General features: G+C 52.4%; 13 protein-coding genes. 9 read left to right on the top strand and 4 right to left on the bottom strand.

From position 1 onward, the window contains the following. The first annotated feature begins 26 nt into the window (after positions 1-26). Both degP and cdaR read left to right on the top strand, forming a co-directional pair. Entirely contained in the window at positions 27-1,460 is a 1,434-nt protein-coding gene (gene degP, locus HV302_RS20150; protein WP_016151754.1) for a serine endoprotease DegP, read from the top strand. A 148-nt stretch (positions 1,461-1,608) separates the two neighbouring features. Beyond that, a complete protein-coding gene (cdaR, locus tag HV302_RS20145; protein WP_016151755.1) occupies positions 1,609-2,766 on the top strand; it encodes a DNA-binding transcriptional regulator CdaR in 1,158 nt (385 codons plus the stop codon). Between the two features lie 42 nt (positions 2,767-2,808). On the opposite strand, the gene HV302_RS20140 is transcribed toward cdaR, so the two are convergent. The 4 genes from HV302_RS20140 to map all read right to left on the bottom strand — a co-directional run bounded on the left by HV302_RS20140 (position 2,809) and on the right by map (position 7,742). Beyond that, positions 2,809-3,195, bottom strand: coding sequence for a DUF3461 family protein (locus HV302_RS20140; protein ID WP_003018562.1), 387 nt, complete (start codon positions 3,193-3,195; stop codon positions 2,809-2,811). A gap of 109 nt (positions 3,196-3,304) precedes the next feature. Next, positions 3,305-4,129, bottom strand: coding sequence for a 2,3,4,5-tetrahydropyridine-2,6-dicarboxylate N-succinyltransferase (gene dapD, locus HV302_RS20135; RefSeq protein WP_003829186.1), 825 nt, complete (start codon positions 4,127-4,129; stop codon positions 3,305-3,307). A gap of 31 nt (positions 4,130-4,160) precedes the next feature. Further along, positions 4,161-6,833, bottom strand: a complete 2,673-nt coding sequence (gene glnD, locus HV302_RS20130) for a bifunctional uridylyltransferase/uridylyl-removing protein GlnD (RefSeq protein WP_181626499.1) — start codon at positions 6,831-6,833, stop codon at positions 4,161-4,163. Between the two features lie 114 nt (positions 6,834-6,947). Continuing rightward, on the bottom strand, positions 6,948-7,742 hold the full coding sequence (map, locus tag HV302_RS20125) for a type I methionyl aminopeptidase (protein ID WP_016155726.1): 795 nt from the start codon (positions 7,740-7,742) through the stop codon (positions 6,948-6,950). A gap of 450 nt (positions 7,743-8,192) precedes the next feature. Between map and rpsB the strand changes: the two genes are divergently transcribed. From rpsB to cdsA, 7 genes are all read left to right on the top strand, one after another. Continuing rightward, the gene (rpsB, locus tag HV302_RS20120) at positions 8,193-8,918 is read left to right on the top strand and encodes a 30S ribosomal protein S2 (protein ID WP_016151758.1); all 726 of its coding nucleotides are present in this window, start codon (positions 8,193-8,195) and stop codon (positions 8,916-8,918) included. A 134-nt stretch (positions 8,919-9,052) separates the two neighbouring features. Next, positions 9,053-9,904: a translation elongation factor Ts gene (gene tsf, locus HV302_RS20115; protein WP_016151759.1), complete on the top strand. Its 852-nt coding sequence runs from the start codon at positions 9,053-9,055 to the stop codon at positions 9,902-9,904. Between the two features lie 145 nt (positions 9,905-10,049). After that, positions 10,050-10,775 (top strand): UMP kinase, encoded by a 726-nt coding sequence (gene pyrH, locus HV302_RS20110; RefSeq protein ID WP_005132114.1) that lies wholly within the window; start codon positions 10,050-10,052, stop codon positions 10,773-10,775. 139 nt (positions 10,776-10,914) lie between these two features. After that, the gene (gene frr, locus HV302_RS20105; protein ID WP_016151760.1) at positions 10,915-11,472 is read left to right on the top strand and encodes a ribosome recycling factor; all 558 of its coding nucleotides are present in this window, start codon (positions 10,915-10,917) and stop codon (positions 11,470-11,472) included. 219 nt (positions 11,473-11,691) lie between these two features. After that, positions 11,692-12,888, top strand: a complete 1,197-nt coding sequence (ispC, locus tag HV302_RS20100) for a 1-deoxy-D-xylulose-5-phosphate reductoisomerase (protein WP_016151761.1) — start codon at positions 11,692-11,694, stop codon at positions 12,886-12,888. A gap of 312 nt (positions 12,889-13,200) precedes the next feature. Continuing rightward, entirely contained in the window at positions 13,201-13,959 is a 759-nt protein-coding gene (gene ispU, locus HV302_RS20095; protein WP_003018543.1) for a (2E,6E)-farnesyl-diphosphate-specific ditrans,polycis-undecaprenyl-diphosphate synthase, read from the top strand. Positions 13,960-13,971: 12 nt separating this feature from the next. Further along, positions 13,972-14,829, top strand: coding sequence for a phosphatidate cytidylyltransferase (gene cdsA, locus HV302_RS20090; RefSeq protein ID WP_016151762.1), 858 nt, complete (start codon positions 13,972-13,974; stop codon positions 14,827-14,829). Positions 14,830-14,835: the final 6 nt, after the last annotated feature.

The following is a 14,835-nucleotide window of genomic DNA, read 5'->3' as shown; positions in this document are numbered from 1 at the left end:
TTACCTGTTAATCGAGAACGAAACACATGAAAAAAACCACATTAGCAATGAGTGCACTGGCTCTGAGTTTAGGTTTGGCGTTGTCCCCCCTGTCTGCCACAGCGGCTGAGACGTCGTCTTCAGCAATGACCGCCCAACAGATGCCAAGCCTGGCCCCGATGCTCGAAAAAGTGATGCCATCGGTGGTAAGTATTAACGTCGAGGGGAGCACGACGGTAAATACGCCGCGTATGCCGCGTAATTTCCAGCAGTTCTTCGGTGATAATTCACCATTCTGCCAGGACGGTTCACCGTTCCAGAGTTCACCGTTCTGCCAGGGCGGCGCGCCGGGCGCTGACAACGGCGGCGGCCAGCAGCAGAAATTTATGGCGCTGGGTTCCGGCGTAATTATTGATGCCGCGAAAGGGTATGTCGTGACCAACAACCACGTGGTGGATAACGCCACGGTGATTAAGGTTCAGTTGAGCGATGGCCGTAAATTTGATGCGAAGATCGTGGGTAAAGATCCGCGCTCCGATATCGCGCTGATCCAAATTCAGGATCCGAAAAACCTGACGGCGATTAAGCTGGCTGATTCCGACGCGCTGCGTGTGGGTGATTACACCGTAGCAATTGGTAACCCGTTTGGCCTCGGTGAGACCGTGACCTCCGGTATTGTTTCTGCGCTGGGCCGTAGCGGCCTGAACGCGGAAAACTACGAAAACTTTATTCAGACGGATGCCGCGATCAACCGGGGTAACTCCGGTGGCGCACTGGTTAACCTGAACGGTGAGCTGATCGGTATTAACACCGCGATCCTTGCGCCGGACGGCGGTAACATCGGTATTGGCTTTGCAATCCCGAGCAACATGGTGAAAAACCTGACGTCGCAGATGGTTGAGTTTGGTCAGGTTAAACGCGGTGAGCTGGGTATTATGGGTACCGAGCTGAGCTCTGAGCTGGCGAAAGCGATGAAAGTTGATGCTCAGCGTGGCGCATTTGTCAGCCAGGTGATGCCGAACTCTTCCGCAGCGAAAGCAGGTATTAAAGCCGGGGATGTGATTACCTCCCTGAACGGTAAACCGATCAGCAGCTTCGCCGCCCTGCGTGCGCAGGTGGGTACGATGCCGGTAGGCAGCAAAATTAACCTTGGCCTGTTGCGTGACGGTAAGCCGGTCACTGTGAATCTGGAACTGCAGCAGAGCAGCCAGACTCAGGTTGATTCCAGCTCTATCTTCAAAGGCATTGAAGGGGCTGATATGAGCAACAAAGGCCAGGACAAAGGGGTCGTGGTCAGCGAGGTGAAAGCGAATTCTCCGGCTGCACGGATTGGCCTGAAGAAAGGGGATGTGATTATCGGTGCGAACCAGCAGCCGGTGAAAAATATCGCCGAACTGCGCAAAATCCTCGACAGCAAACCGGCTGTACTGGCGCTGAACATTCAGCGTGGTGACAGCTCTATCTATCTGTTGATGCAGTAATCTCCCTCAACCCCTTCCTGCACAGGAAGGGGTTTCTTTTTGTGATACTTCCCACAACTCCATACTTCTCCCTCTCGCTTTGTGCAGTTGCACAATGCCGCCGCTTATTATCTTCCCTATGCTTGAGCTCTGCTCACAGGAGGGGTTTATGGCTGGCTGGCATCTTGATACCAAAATGGCGCAGGATATCGTAGCGCGAACCATGCGCATCATTGATACCAATATCAACGTAATGGATGCCCGCGGGCGGATCATTGGCAGCGGCGATCGCGAACGAATTGGTGAATTGCACGAAGGCGCGCTGCTGGTGCTTTCGCAAGGTCGGGTGGTCGATATTGACGATGCGGTAGCCCGGCATTTACATGGAGTGCGTCAGGGGATAAACCTGCCGCTGCGTCTGGAAGGCGAAATCGTTGGCGTTATCGGTCTTACTGGCGAGCCGGAACATCTGCGCAAGTATGGCGAACTGGTGTGCATGACTGCCGAAATGATGCTGGAACAGTCGCGTCTGATGCATCTGTTAGCGCAGGATAGCCGTCTGCGTGAAGAGCTGGTGATGAACCTGATTCAGGCTGAAGAGAATACCCCGGCGCTGATGGAATGGGCACAGCGATTGGGCATTGATTTGAACCAGCCGCGCGTGGTGGCGGTAGTGGAGGTCGACAGCGGTCAGCTTGGCGTTGATAGTGCGATGGCGGAGCTACAGCAATTGCAGAACGCGTTGACTACACCCGAACGTAATAATCTGATTGCGATTGTTTCTCTGACCGAGATGGTGGTGCTGAAACCAGCGCTCAATCAGTTTGGTCGCTGGGACGCTGAAGATCATCGCAAGCGCGTTGAGCAACTGATTGCCCGCATGAAAGAGAATGGACAACTGCGTTTTCGCGTGTCGCTGGGCAACTATTTTACCGGGCCAGGCAGCATTGCCCGTTCGTATCGTACGGCGCGCACCACCATGATGGTCGGCAAGCAGCGGATGCCGGAAAGCCGGAGCTATTTCTATCAGGACTTGATGCTGCCGGTGCTGCTGGACAGCCTGCGCGGCGGCTGGCAGGCCAATGAGCTAGCGCGCCCGCTGGTAAGGCTGAAAGCGATGGATAACAACGGTTTGCTGCGTCGAACATTATCAGCATGGTTTCGACATAACGTTCAGCCGCTAGCGACCTCAAAAGCATTGTTTATTCACCGCAATACGCTGGAGTATCGCCTGAACCGTATCTCAGAGCTGACCGGGCTGGATCTGGGGAATTTTGACGATCGACTGCTGCTGTATGTGGCGTTGCAGCTGGATGAGCAGCATTGATTAATTGCCTGATAAGCGTAGCGCTATCAGGCAACAATCTACTTATTTGCGCGTCAGTTTTTCCAGATCGGCTTCAATCTCGCTGATCTTGTTGGTCACGACGCTTTCCAGGTGACGTAAATCATCGAGGATCTTGCGTTTAAGATCGACTTCGCTGCGATCTCGCTGGCAGATCTGATCCAGTTCGTCGATCACGTAGCGCAGGTTGGGACTGATCTCCTGCACTTCTTTGTAACCCTGACCGACGCCATCGGCGACAACCGTTTTACGCTGACGGGGATATTTGAACTTCACGCTCTTGGCAAAAAACTCGCCTTTATCCTTCTGGAAATAGATTTTCAGGATATCGTTGTTGGCTTCTTGCCGCAGGCTGTAACGATCGATCTCTTCAGGATTAGTAATGCCCAGACTTTTCAGATTGTCATACATAGCGGTACCCTTAAGCTCACTATAACCATTGAATAATTAACGAAAAGCCTTGTTTATGCCACTCGCAGATGTAAAAAAAGCGGGCTAAGCCCGCTTTTTCAAATCGCTGTTAGTCGATGGTGCGTAACAGTTCGTTGATTCCCACTTTGCCACGCGTTTTGGCATCGACTTTCTTCACAATCACCGCGCAGTACAGGCTGTATTTGCCATCTTTCGACGGCAGGTTGCCGGAGACGACCACGGAGCCCGCCGGAACGCGGCCGTAATGCACTTCGCCGGTTTCGCGATCGTAAATACGGGTGCTCTGGCCGATATACACACCCATAGAGATGACGGAGCCTTCTTCGACGATCACGCCTTCAACCACTTCAGAGCGCGCGCCGATGAAGCAGTTGTCTTCGATGATGGTCGGGTTAGCCTGCAACGGTTCCAGTACGCCGCCGATACCAACGCCACCGGACAGGTGTACGTTCTTACCGATTTGCGCACAGGAACCCACGGTCGCCCAGGTATCAACCATCGTACCTTCATCAACATAAGCGCCGATGTTCACGTAAGACGGCATCAGCACGGTGTTACGGGCGATAAACGCGCCCTGACGCACTGCCGCAGGCGGAACCACGCGGAAACCTTCTTTCTGGAAGCGCGCTTCGTCGTAGTTGGCGAATTTCATCGGCACTTTATCGAAGTAACGGCTTTCCGCACCCTCGATAACCTGATTATCGTTAATACGGAAAGAGAGCAGGACCGCCTTTTTCAGCCACTGATGCGTGACCCACTGACCCTCAATCTTTTCTGCGACGCGCAGTGCACCGGAATCCAGTAAAGAAATAACCTGATTCACCGCTTCGCGGGTTACGGTATCTACATTTGCCGGAGTAATGTCGGCACGGCGCTCGAAAGCGGACTCAATAACGTTCTGTAACTGCTGCATTGTTAAACTCTTTCCATAATAAATAAAAACATTACCCTTTATCGTTTGGATTGAGGGCCTCTGTCAACCGTTGATGCACTTCCTGCTGCAGCTCATTATTAAGGGCGCGCCGGTCGGCGGTGGCGATTATGAATAAATCTTCTACTCGCTCGCCAATAGTTGTAATTCGGGCGCCATGCAGCGAAATTCCCAGATCGGCAAAAATCTGCCCGACCCGCGCCAGCAGTCCTGGCTGGTCGAGAGCGATAAGCTCAAGAAATGATTTTCGGTCGGTATGGGTCGGCAGAAAAGTGACCTCGGTATCGACGGTAAAGTGACGTAATTTTGCCGGCTGGCGACGCGGTTGCGGCGGCTGCCAGCTACGCTGGGTGAGCGCCTGTTCCAGCCCAAAACGGATCGCTTCGTGTCGGTCTGACGACAGCGGGCTACCGTCTGGTTCCAGCACAATGAACGTATCCATCGCCATCCCATCGCGGGTGGTGAAAATCTGCGCATCGTGGACGCTAAGGTTGCGCCTGTCCAGTTCGGCGCAGACGGCAGCAAACAGATAAGGGCGGTCAGGGCTCCAGATGAAAATTTCCGTCCCGCCTCGCGTGGCCTGCGGGCTGAGCAGGATCAGCGGCTTGCTGAGATCGTGTTGCAGCAGATGACGTGCATGCCAGGCCAGCTGATTTGGGCTGTGACGTACGAAATAGTTGGCGCGACAGCGCGACCAGATATGGTGTAGCGCTTCTTCATCAATGTTGTCCATGCGCAGTAGCGCCAGCGCCTGAAGCTGATGATGACGTACGCGCTCACGCATATCCGGCGTGTTTTGCATCCCGCGCCGTAACTGTTTTTCCGTCGCGAAGTACAGCTCGCGCAGCAAGCTTTGTTTCCAGCTATTCCACAACGTTTCGTTGGTGGCGCAAATATCTGCGACGGTCAGGCACACCAAAAAGCGCAGACGATGTTCCGTTTGCACCTCTTCGGCGAATTGCTTAATGACTTCGGGATCCTGAATATCGCGGCGCTGAGCGGTAACCGACATTAGCAAATGCTGGCGCACCAGCCACACGATCAGTTGCGTTTCGCGGGAGTTCAGACCGTGCAGTTCGGCGAATTTGAGCACATCCTGGGCGCCGAGAACCGAGTGATCGCCGCCGCGACCTTTGGCGATATCGTGGAACAGCGCGGCAATCAGAATCAGCTCCGGCTGTCGCAGACGCGGCCACAGATCCACGCACAGCGGATGGCGCTGACGGGTCTCTTCGTTAGCAAAACTTTCCAGCTTGAGCATTACGCGAATAGTGTGTTCATCCACCGTATATGCATGAAACAGGTCAAACTGCATTTGGCCGACAATATGCGACCATTGCGGCATATAGGCCCACAACACGCTGTGGCGATGCATAGGCAGCAGGCCGCGACTCACCGCGCCCGGATGGCGCAACATACTGAGAAACAGCGAACGCGCTTCCGGGATGTAGCACAGAGGCTGCGTTAAATGACGGCGGGCATGACGCAAATGGCGCAGCGTCGTGGAGTAAATTCCGCTGATCGCGCTATTACGCACCATGATGTAAAACATCCGCAATATCGCTTCGGGTTTGCGAATAAACAGGTCGTCGTCGCGCAGATCAATCAACGTGCCGCGCAGTTGAAAGTCGTCATCAATCGGACGTGGTTTTTCATCGGCGGGCAGGGCGAGGATCGCCTCGTCGAACAGTTGCAACAGCATGTGGTTCAGTTCGCTGACCCGTCGTGTGACGCGGAAATAGTCTTTCATCATCCGCTCGATAGGCTCGTTGCCTTCACCGCCGTAGTTCAGGCGTTGCGCCACGCTGAGCTGACGATCAAACAGCAGACGGTTGTCGTAACGACTAACGACCAGATGCAGGGCAAAGCGAATGCGCCACAGGATATGCAAACATTCATTCAGCTCGGCACGTTCTGCCTGCGTCAAAAAGCCGAAACCGACCATTTCATCCAGTGAGGTGGCGCCAAAATGGCGGCGGGCCACCCATTGCAGGGTATGAATATCGCGCAGGCCGCCGGGGCTACTTTTGATATCCGGCTCCAGGTTGTAGCTGGTGCCGTGATAGCGCTGGTGGCGCTGATTCTGCTCTTCAACTTTGGCAGCGTAAAACTTATCGGACGGCCAGAAACCTTCGCTAAAAATATGCTTTTGTAGCTCAAGAAACAGCGCCACATCACCAATCAGCAGGCGTGTTTCAATCAGGTTGGTAGCGACGGTTAAATCTGACAATCCTTCCAGCAGACACTCTTCCAGCGTGCGCACGCTGTGCCCAACCTCGAGCCTCACGTCCCATAGCAGCGTTAACAGTTCGCCAACTTTTTCGGCCTGCGCGTCTGGTAGCTTTTTACGACTCAGGATCAGCAGGTCAATATCGGAAAGCGGATGCAGTTCGCCGCGCCCGTAACCGCCAACGGCAACCAGCGCCAGGTCGGCAATTTGACCGAAACCGGCTTCAATCCACAGACGTTGCAGTAACTGGTCAATAAATTCGGTGCGGGCCTCAATCAGCTGCTCTGCGGAAATCCCGCTGTCAAACGCGTCACCTAACCAGTGCTGGAAAGTGTCGATATGCGCTTTAATGCCGGGGCAATTGAGATCGTGCTGCGGCCAGGTTCCGGGGTTCTGCGGTTGGCCTGGCAGGGTGGGGAGGGCAGTATTTGCGTGTTGTTCAGGAAGAGTATTCATTATGCGCCACCCATTAAAAAAGCCGGATGACGGCGTGAACGCCTTACCCGGCCTACGAAGTAGTACAATTTGTAGGCCTGATAAGATGCGGGTGCATCGCCATCAGGCAAAACATTATTCGTCGTGTGTGATGATCGCCGGGATGGTGTCATCCTTGCGTAATGTCAGAATTTCACAGCCTTTTTCCGTCACCACAATAGTATGCTCGTACTGAGCAGACAAGCTCCGATCTTTGGTTTTCACCGTCCACCCGTCTTTCATGGTGCGGATGCGGTAATCACCGGCATTCAGCATGGGTTCTACGGTGAAGGTCATGCCCGGCTGCAGTACCACACCGCCGTCGTCTGCATCGTAGTGCAGAACCTGCGGCTCTTCATGGAAGCCGCGACCGATGCCGTGACCGCAATATTCACGAACCACAGAGAAGCCTTCGCCTTCCGCGTATTTCTGAATCGCAGCGCCCAGCGTGCGCAGGCGAATACCTGGTTTTACCATCCGCAGCGCCAGATACAGGCTTTCCTGCGTGACGCGGCACAAACGCTCGCCCAGAATGGTTGGTTTGCCGACGATGAACATTTTCGAGGTATCACCGTGGAACTCGTCTTTAATCACGGTTACGTCGATGTTGACGATATCGCCGTCTTTCAGGAGCTTGGCGTCGTCCGGGATCCCATGGCACACCACTTCATTAATAGAGATGCACACGGACTTCGGATAACCGTGATAGCCCAGGCAGGCGGAAATGGCCTGCTGCTCATTCACGATGTAGTCATTACAGATGCGATCCAGTTCGCCGGTGCTGACGCCTGGCTTAACAAACGGTTCGATCATTTCCAGTACATCGGCGGCCAGACGGCCAGCGATGCGCATTTTTTCGATTTCTTCAGGGGTCTTGATTGAGATAGCCATGAATTCTGTCCATCAGTGCCGATGATATCGGCAATAATTGTTTAAGTGGTGCCAATGGTATCAGTCCGGCATACATGCTGCCAAATTGAGAATCATTCTGAACTTCGCCTTTCGTGCCACAGGTGTGTTGGCTGAAATTTTTCACTCCAGTCGCTCACTGCATGTAAGCGCCCGGAGATGCAAAAAATTGGCTGCCTCCCTGTAACACGAAATTCATCGTTCATTCAGCACGCACCGCCAACAATTATTGGTGTCGGTAGCGTATTTGTGGTATAAAGCGCGCCGGACTTCCGATCCATTTGAAGACTACACACGATGGACGGGAGCGACAAATCTCACTTTGTGTAACAACACACACGTATCGGCACATATTCCGGGGTGCCCTTTGGGGTCGGTAATATGGGATGCGTGGAGGCTTAACCCCAACTTTTATATATAGAGGTTTTAATCATGGCAACTGTTTCCATGCGCGACATGCTCAAGGCTGGTGTTCACTTCGGTCACCAGACCCGTTACTGGAACCCGAAAATGAAGCCGTTCATCTTCGGTGCGCGTAACAAAGTTCACATCATCAACCTTGAGAAAACTGTACCGATGTTCAACGAAGCTCTGGCTGAACTGAACAAGATCTCTGCTCGTAAAGGTAAAATCCTTTTCGTTGGTACTAAACGCGCTGCAAGCGAAGCGGTGAAAGAAGCTGCTAACAACTGCGACCAGTTCTTCGTGAACCATCGCTGGTTGGGCGGCATGCTGACTAACTGGAAAACCGTTCGTCAGTCCATCAAACGTCTGAAAGATCTGGAAACTCAGTCTCAGGACGGTACTTTCGAAAAGCTGACCAAGAAAGAAGCGCTGATGCGTACTCGTGAGCTTGAGAAACTGGAAAACAGCCTGGGCGGTATCAAAGACATGGGCGGTCTGCCGGACGCTCTGTTCGTAATCGATGCTGACCACGAGCACATTGCTATCAAAGAAGCAAACAACCTGGGTATCCCAGTATTTGCTATCGTTGATACCAACTCTGATCCGGACGGTGTTGACTTCGTTATCCCGGGTAACGACGACGCAATCCGTGCTGTGACCCTGTACCTGGGCGCTGTAGCTACTACCGTTCGTGAAGGCCGTTCTCAGGATCTGGCTTCCCAGGCGGAAGAAAGCTTCGTAGAAGCTGAATAATAAGGCACGCTCGTTCGAGCCCCCTTATAAACCAGGTAGTATCACGTTTGGTTAGGGGCCCTTTAGGCCCCTTTTTCACTTTTAAATCTGTGCGGTTTCATGCCGGGCAGATCAAATCTTCCGAGGATTTTAGAATGGCTGAAATTACCGCATCCCTGGTAAAAGAGCTGCGTGAGCGTACTGGCGCAGGCATGATGGATTGCAAAAAAGCACTGACTGAAGCTAATGGCGACATCGAGCTGGCAATCGAAAACATGCGTAAGTCCGGCGCAATCAAAGCGGCGAAAAAAGCAGGCAACGTTGCTGCTGACGGCGTAATCAAAACCAAAATCGACGGCAACATCGCTTTCATTCTGGAAGTTAACTGCCAGACTGACTTCGTTGCTAAAGATGCTGGTTTCCAGGCATTTGCTGACAAAGTACTGGACGCTGCCGTTGCTGGCAAAATCACTGACGTTGAAGTTCTGAAAGCGCAGTTCGAAGAAGAACGTGTTGCTCTGGTTGCTAAAATCGGTGAGAACATCAACATCCGTCGCGTTGCTTCCCTGGAAGGCGAAGTTCTGGGTAACTACCAGCACGGTGCTCGTATCGGTGTTCTGGTTGCTGCAACTGGCGCTGACGAAGAGCTGGTTAAACAGCTGGCAATGCACGTTGCTGCAAGCAAGCCAGAATTCGTTAAGCCGGAAGACGTTTCTGCTGAAGTGGTAGAGAAAGAATACCAGGTTCAACTGGACATCGCGATGCAGTCTGGTAAGCCGAAAGAAATCGCAGAGAAAATGGTTGAAGGCCGTATGAAGAAATTCACCGGCGAAGTTTCTCTGACTGGTCAGCCTTTCGTTATGGATCCGAGCAAATCTGTTGGTCAGCTGCTGAAAGAGCACAACGCTGATGTAACAGGCTTCATCCGCTTTGAAGTGGGTGAAGGTATCGAGAAAGTTGAGACTGACTTTGCAGCAGAAGTTGCTGCGATGTCCAAGCAGTCTTAATTTTTAAAGGAGCCGCCTGAGGGCGGCTTCTTTTTGTGTCTGGCTTGTAAATTCAGCGAACCGCTATAGTGGTCATGCTGAAAAGCGACATACAATGTCGCCGGAATTAATTCATCTCATTCGTTGACAGTCTCAGGAAAGAAACATGGCTACCAATGCAAAACCCGTCTACAAACGTATTCTGCTTAAGTTAAGTGGCGAAGCTCTGCAAGGTTCAGAAGGCTTCGGTATTGATGCAAGCATCCTTGACCGTATGGCTCAGGAAATCAAAGAGCTGGTTGAGCTGGGTATCCAGGTTGGCGTAGTGATTGGTGGTGGTAACCTGTTCCGTGGCGCTGGTCTGGCGAAAGCAGGGATGAACCGCGTTGTGGGCGACCACATGGGCATGTTAGCCACCGTCATGAACGGTCTGGCGATGCGCGATGCGCTTCACCGCGCCTATGTGAACGCTCGCTTGATGTCCGCAATTCCTCTGAATGGCGTGTGTGATAACTACAGCTGGGCGGAAGCAATCAGCCTGCTGCGTAACAACCGCGTTGTTATTTTGTCTGCGGGTACTGGCAATCCGTTCTTCACTACCGACTCTGCGGCTTGCCTGCGTGGTATTGAAATTGAAGCGGATGTGGTACTGAAAGCCACCAAAGTCGATGGCGTATTTACGGCTGACCCGGCTAAAGATCCAACGGCGACTATGTACGAACAGTTGACCTATGCTGAAGTACTGGATAAAGAGCTGAAAGTGATGGATCTTGCGGCGTTTACACTGGCTCGTGACCACAAATTACCGATTCGTGTCTTTAACATGAACAAACCGGGTGCGCTGCGCCGTGTTGTTATGGGTGAAAAAGAAGGCACGTTAATCACGGAATAATTCCCGTTGCGGCTAAATGCAGGTAATATTCCGCTTTAATGTCGCGGGATACGTCCCTCAAAATTAATCAAGACTATACTTGTCACATCTTGCGTGGTGGGTATGGTCTGACTGAAACAAGCTTTCAAGGATTCGTAACGTGATCAACGATATCAGAAAAGATGCTGAAGTACGCATGGACAAATGCGTCGAAGCGTTCAAAAACCAAATCAGCAAAATTCGCACGGGCCGTGCTTCTCCTAGCCTGCTGGATGGTATTGTCGTGGAATATTACGGCACACCGACCCCGCTGCGCCAGCTGGCAAGCGTAACGGTTGAAGATTCCCGTACCCTGAAAATCAACGTGTTTGACCGTTCTATGGGGCCAGCCGTTGAGAAAGCAATTATGGCTTCCGACCTCGGTCTGAATCCAAGTTCTGCGGGTTCCGACATCCGCGTTCCGCTGCCGCCGCTGACTGAAGAACGTCGTAAAGATCTGACCAAGATCGTGCGTGGCGAAGCTGAAGGCGCGCGCGTTGCCGTACGTAACGTACGCCGCGATGCCAACGACAAAGTGAAAGCGTTGTTGAAAGAAAAAGAGATCAGCGAAGATGACGATCGCCGTTCTCAGGACGACGTACAGAAACTGACTGACGCAGCTATCAAGAAAGTTGATGCGGCGCTGGCAGAGAAAGAAACGGAACTGATGCAGTTCTGATTCGCCTGTACGCTAAAAACGCCGCTTAGAAGGCCTGAGAAGGCTGGATGGCGGCGTTTTGCTTTTTTCTGTCTATATACTCTAAATAATTCGAGTTGCAGGAAGGCGGCGACGCAGGGCACCCCCGGGAGCGTACACCCGTGCGTGACAGGGGTGAACGAGGAGAGCCAACGTACATGCAACTTGAAGTATGACGAGTAAAATTCTTCTGGATGTCTGATGAAGCAATTAACCATCCTGGGATCAACTGGTTCCATTGGTTGCAGTACGCTGGATGTAGTACGCCATAACCCGGAAAAATTTCGCGTTGCTGCGTTGGTGGCGGGTAAAAATGTCGTCCGTATGGTTGAGCAATGTCTGGAATTTTCTCCTCGCTATGCGGTAATGGACGATGAAAAAAGCGCTGCGTTGGTAAAAGCAGCTCTGCTAGAGCAGGGCAGTCGTACTGAGGTTATGAGCGGGCAGCAGGCTGCCTGTGATATGGCTGCGCTGGATGATGTTGATCAGGTTATGGCGGCGATTGTCGGCGCGGCGGGCTTGCTACCGACGCTGGCGGCAATCCGCGCGGGCAAAAGCATTTTGCTGGCGAATAAAGAGTCTCTGGTGACCTGCGGGCGTCTGTTTATGGACGACGTGCAACGCCACAAAGCACAGCTTTTGCCGGTAGATAGCGAACATAACGCGATTTTTCAGAGTTTACCGCAACCTATCCAACACAATCTGGGATACGCTGACCTTGAGCAAAATGGCGTCATATCAGTTTTGCTTACCGGGTCTGGTGGCCCTTTCCGTGAAACGCCATTGCGCGATCTGGTTTCTATGACCCCCGATCAGGCATGTCGTCATCCGAATTGGTCGATGGGACGAAAAATCTCTGTCGATTCAGCCACCATGATGAATAAAGGTCTGGAATACATTGAAGCGCGTTGGTTATTTAATGCCAATGCAGGCCAGATGGAAGTGCTGATTCACCCGCAGTCGGTTATTCATTCGATGGTGCGTTATCAGGATGGTAGCGTTCTGGCGCAGTTGGGGGAACCTGATATGCGTACACCTATTGCTCATACGATGGCATGGCCAGAACGAGTGACGTCCGGCGTTAAGCCTGTCGACTTTTGCAAGCTCAGCGCGTTGACGTTTTCCGCACCTGATTACCAGCGTTATCCATGCCTGAAACTGGCGATGGACGCGTTTGAGCAAGGGCAGGCGGCGACGACCGCTTTGAACGCAGCGAATGAAATTACCGTTGCCGCATTCCTGGCGCAGCAGATCCGATTTACCGATATTGCTGACCTGAATTTATCCGTACTGGATAAGATGGATTTGCAGGAGCCACAGAGCGTTGATGACGTGCTGAAGGTTGATGCTATCGCGCGGGAAGTCGCCAGAAAAGAAGTGATGCGACGCTCAAGCTGATGATAATCCCTCCACGGAGAATCGCGCTATTTGTTAGCGTTGGGCTTCAGTGATATAGTCTGCGCCACTCGATCGCGGGTATTTGTTTTTTTTCGGTCGGGTAAGCCGTGGTTTGACACGGCTTTTTTGTGGATGCACAAAATCATTCAGGTTGCATCAAGGTGGCAAGTGGATGAGTCCCTTGGAGCATACAAAGAGTATGTGACTGGGGCGAAGATCACAGCCAACGAAGGAGCAGCCTGAAGGATGAAGCGCAAAAGGCTTCAGTATTCCTGAGTACCGTATAATCCTTTCAGGGACTAAAAACGCGTTATGTTGTCTGCAACTAAACCATTAAGCGAAAATTTGCCAGCACATGGTTGTCGCCATGTAGCAATTATCATGGATGGCAATGGCCGCTGGGCGAAAAAGCAAGGGAAGATTCGCGCCTTTGGACATAAGGCCGGAGCAAAGTCCGTCCGCCGGGCTGTCTCTTTTGCTGCCAATAACGGTATTGATGCGTTAACGCTGTATGCCTTTAGCAGTGAGAACTGGAACCGACCTGCGCAGGAAGTGAGCGCGTTAATGGAGCTGTTTGTGTGGGCGCTTGATAGCGAAGTGAAAAACCTGCACCGCCATAACGTACGTCTGCGTATTATCGGGGATATCAGTCGATTTAACTCACGTTTGCAAGAACGGATTCGCAAATCAGAAGCGATTACCGCCCAGAATACCGGGTTGACGCTAAATATTGCAGCGAATTACGGTGGACGGTGGGATATAGTCCAGGGAGTCAGACAACTGGCACAACAGGTGCAGGACGGTCTGCTGCGTCCAGAGCAAATCGATGAAGAGATGCTGGGGCAGCAAATTTGTATGCATGAACTGGCTCCTGTGGATTTAGTGATAAGGACTGGGGGAGAGCATCGAATTAGTAATTTTCTGTTGTGGCAAATTGCCTATGCCGAACTTTACTTTACGGATGTTCTCTGGCCCGATTTCGATGAACAAGACTTTGAAGGTGCGCTGCATGCCTTTGCTAATCGTGAGCGTCGTTTCGGCGGCACCGAGCCCGGTGATGAAAAAGCCTGATGGGGGTCGCTTTTGCTGAAGTATCGCCTGATTTCTGCTTTTGTTTTAATACCCGTTGTCATCGCGGCGCTGTTTTTGCTGCCGCCGGTGGGGTTCGCCATTGTTACGCTGGCCGTCTGTATGCTGGCCGCCTGGGAATGGGGACAGTTAAGCGGTTTTACCACGCGTACGCAGCGAGTCTGGCTGGCTGTTTTGTGCGGGCTATTGCTGGCACTGATGCTATTTTTGTTGCCGGAATACCATCGCAATATTCATCAGCCGCTGGTTGAAGTATCGCTGTGGGCGTCGCTGGGCTGGTGGGTCGTGGCGCTGTTACTGGTGCTGTTTTATCCCGGCTCTGCGTCGGTCTGGCGTAATTCCAAAACATTACGCATAATTTTCGGCGTGTTAACCATAGTCCCTTTCTTTTGGGGAATGCTGGCGCTACGTGCATGGCACTATGATGAGAATCATTATAGTGGCGCGCTATGGCTGCTGTATGTCATGATCCTCGTCTGGGGAGCGGACTCGGGTGCCTATATGTTTGGTAAGCTGTTTGGCAAACATAAGCTGGCGCCGAAGGTTTCTCCTGGTAAAACCTGGCAGGGTTTTATTGGCGGACTCGCTACTGCTGCCGTGATCTCATGGGGTTATGGCATGTGGGCGAATCTTGAGGTTGCGCCTGTCACCTTGCTTATTTGCTCCATCGTTGCAGCCCTGGCCTCCGTGCTGGGTGACCTGACCGAGAGTATGTTTAAGCGTGAAGCAGGTATTAAGGACAGTGGTCACTTAATACCAGGACACGGCGGTATTTTGGATCGTATTGATAGCCTGACGGCTGCGGTACCGGTATTTGCCTGCCTGTTGTTACTGGTATTCAGGACGCTCTAACGGATG

Origin of the sequence: Citrobacter sp. RHBSTW-00859, assembly GCF_013729795.1 — a bacterium.
In the GTDB taxonomy this organism is placed as follows: domain Bacteria; phylum Pseudomonadota; class Gammaproteobacteria; order Enterobacterales; family Enterobacteriaceae; genus Citrobacter; species Citrobacter braakii.
The sequence above is the reverse complement of the archived record's forward strand: the minus strand, read 5'-3'. Positions and strand labels throughout refer to the sequence as shown.

Bases quoted from the DNA above. Each gene is read 5' to 3' on its own strand.
- degP (WP_016151754.1), top strand. From the start codon at position 27: ATGAAAAAAACCACATTAGCAATGAGTGCACTGGCTCTGAGTTTAGGT.
- cdaR (WP_016151755.1), top strand. From the start codon at position 1,609: ATGGCTGGCTGGCATCTTGATACCAAAATGGCGCAGGATATCGTAGCG.
- HV302_RS20140 (WP_003018562.1), bottom strand. From the start codon at position 3,195: ATGTATGACAATCTGAAAAGTCTGGGCATTACTAATCCTGAAGAGATC.
- dapD (WP_003829186.1), bottom strand. From the start codon at position 4,129: ATGCAGCAGTTACAGAACGTTATTGAGTCCGCTTTCGAGCGCCGTGCC.
- glnD (WP_181626499.1), bottom strand. From the start codon at position 6,833: ATGAATACTCTTCCTGAACAACACGCAAATACTGCCCTCCCCACCCTG.
- map (WP_016155726.1), bottom strand. From the start codon at position 7,742: ATGGCTATCTCAATCAAGACCCCTGAAGAAATCGAAAAAATGCGCATC.
- rpsB (WP_016151758.1), top strand. From the start codon at position 8,193: ATGGCAACTGTTTCCATGCGCGACATGCTCAAGGCTGGTGTTCACTTC.
- tsf (WP_016151759.1), top strand. From the start codon at position 9,053: ATGGCTGAAATTACCGCATCCCTGGTAAAAGAGCTGCGTGAGCGTACT.
- pyrH (WP_005132114.1), top strand. From the start codon at position 10,050: ATGGCTACCAATGCAAAACCCGTCTACAAACGTATTCTGCTTAAGTTA.
- ispC (WP_016151761.1), top strand. From the start codon at position 11,692: ATGAAGCAATTAACCATCCTGGGATCAACTGGTTCCATTGGTTGCAGT.
- ispU (WP_003018543.1), top strand. From the start codon at position 13,201: ATGTTGTCTGCAACTAAACCATTAAGCGAAAATTTGCCAGCACATGGT.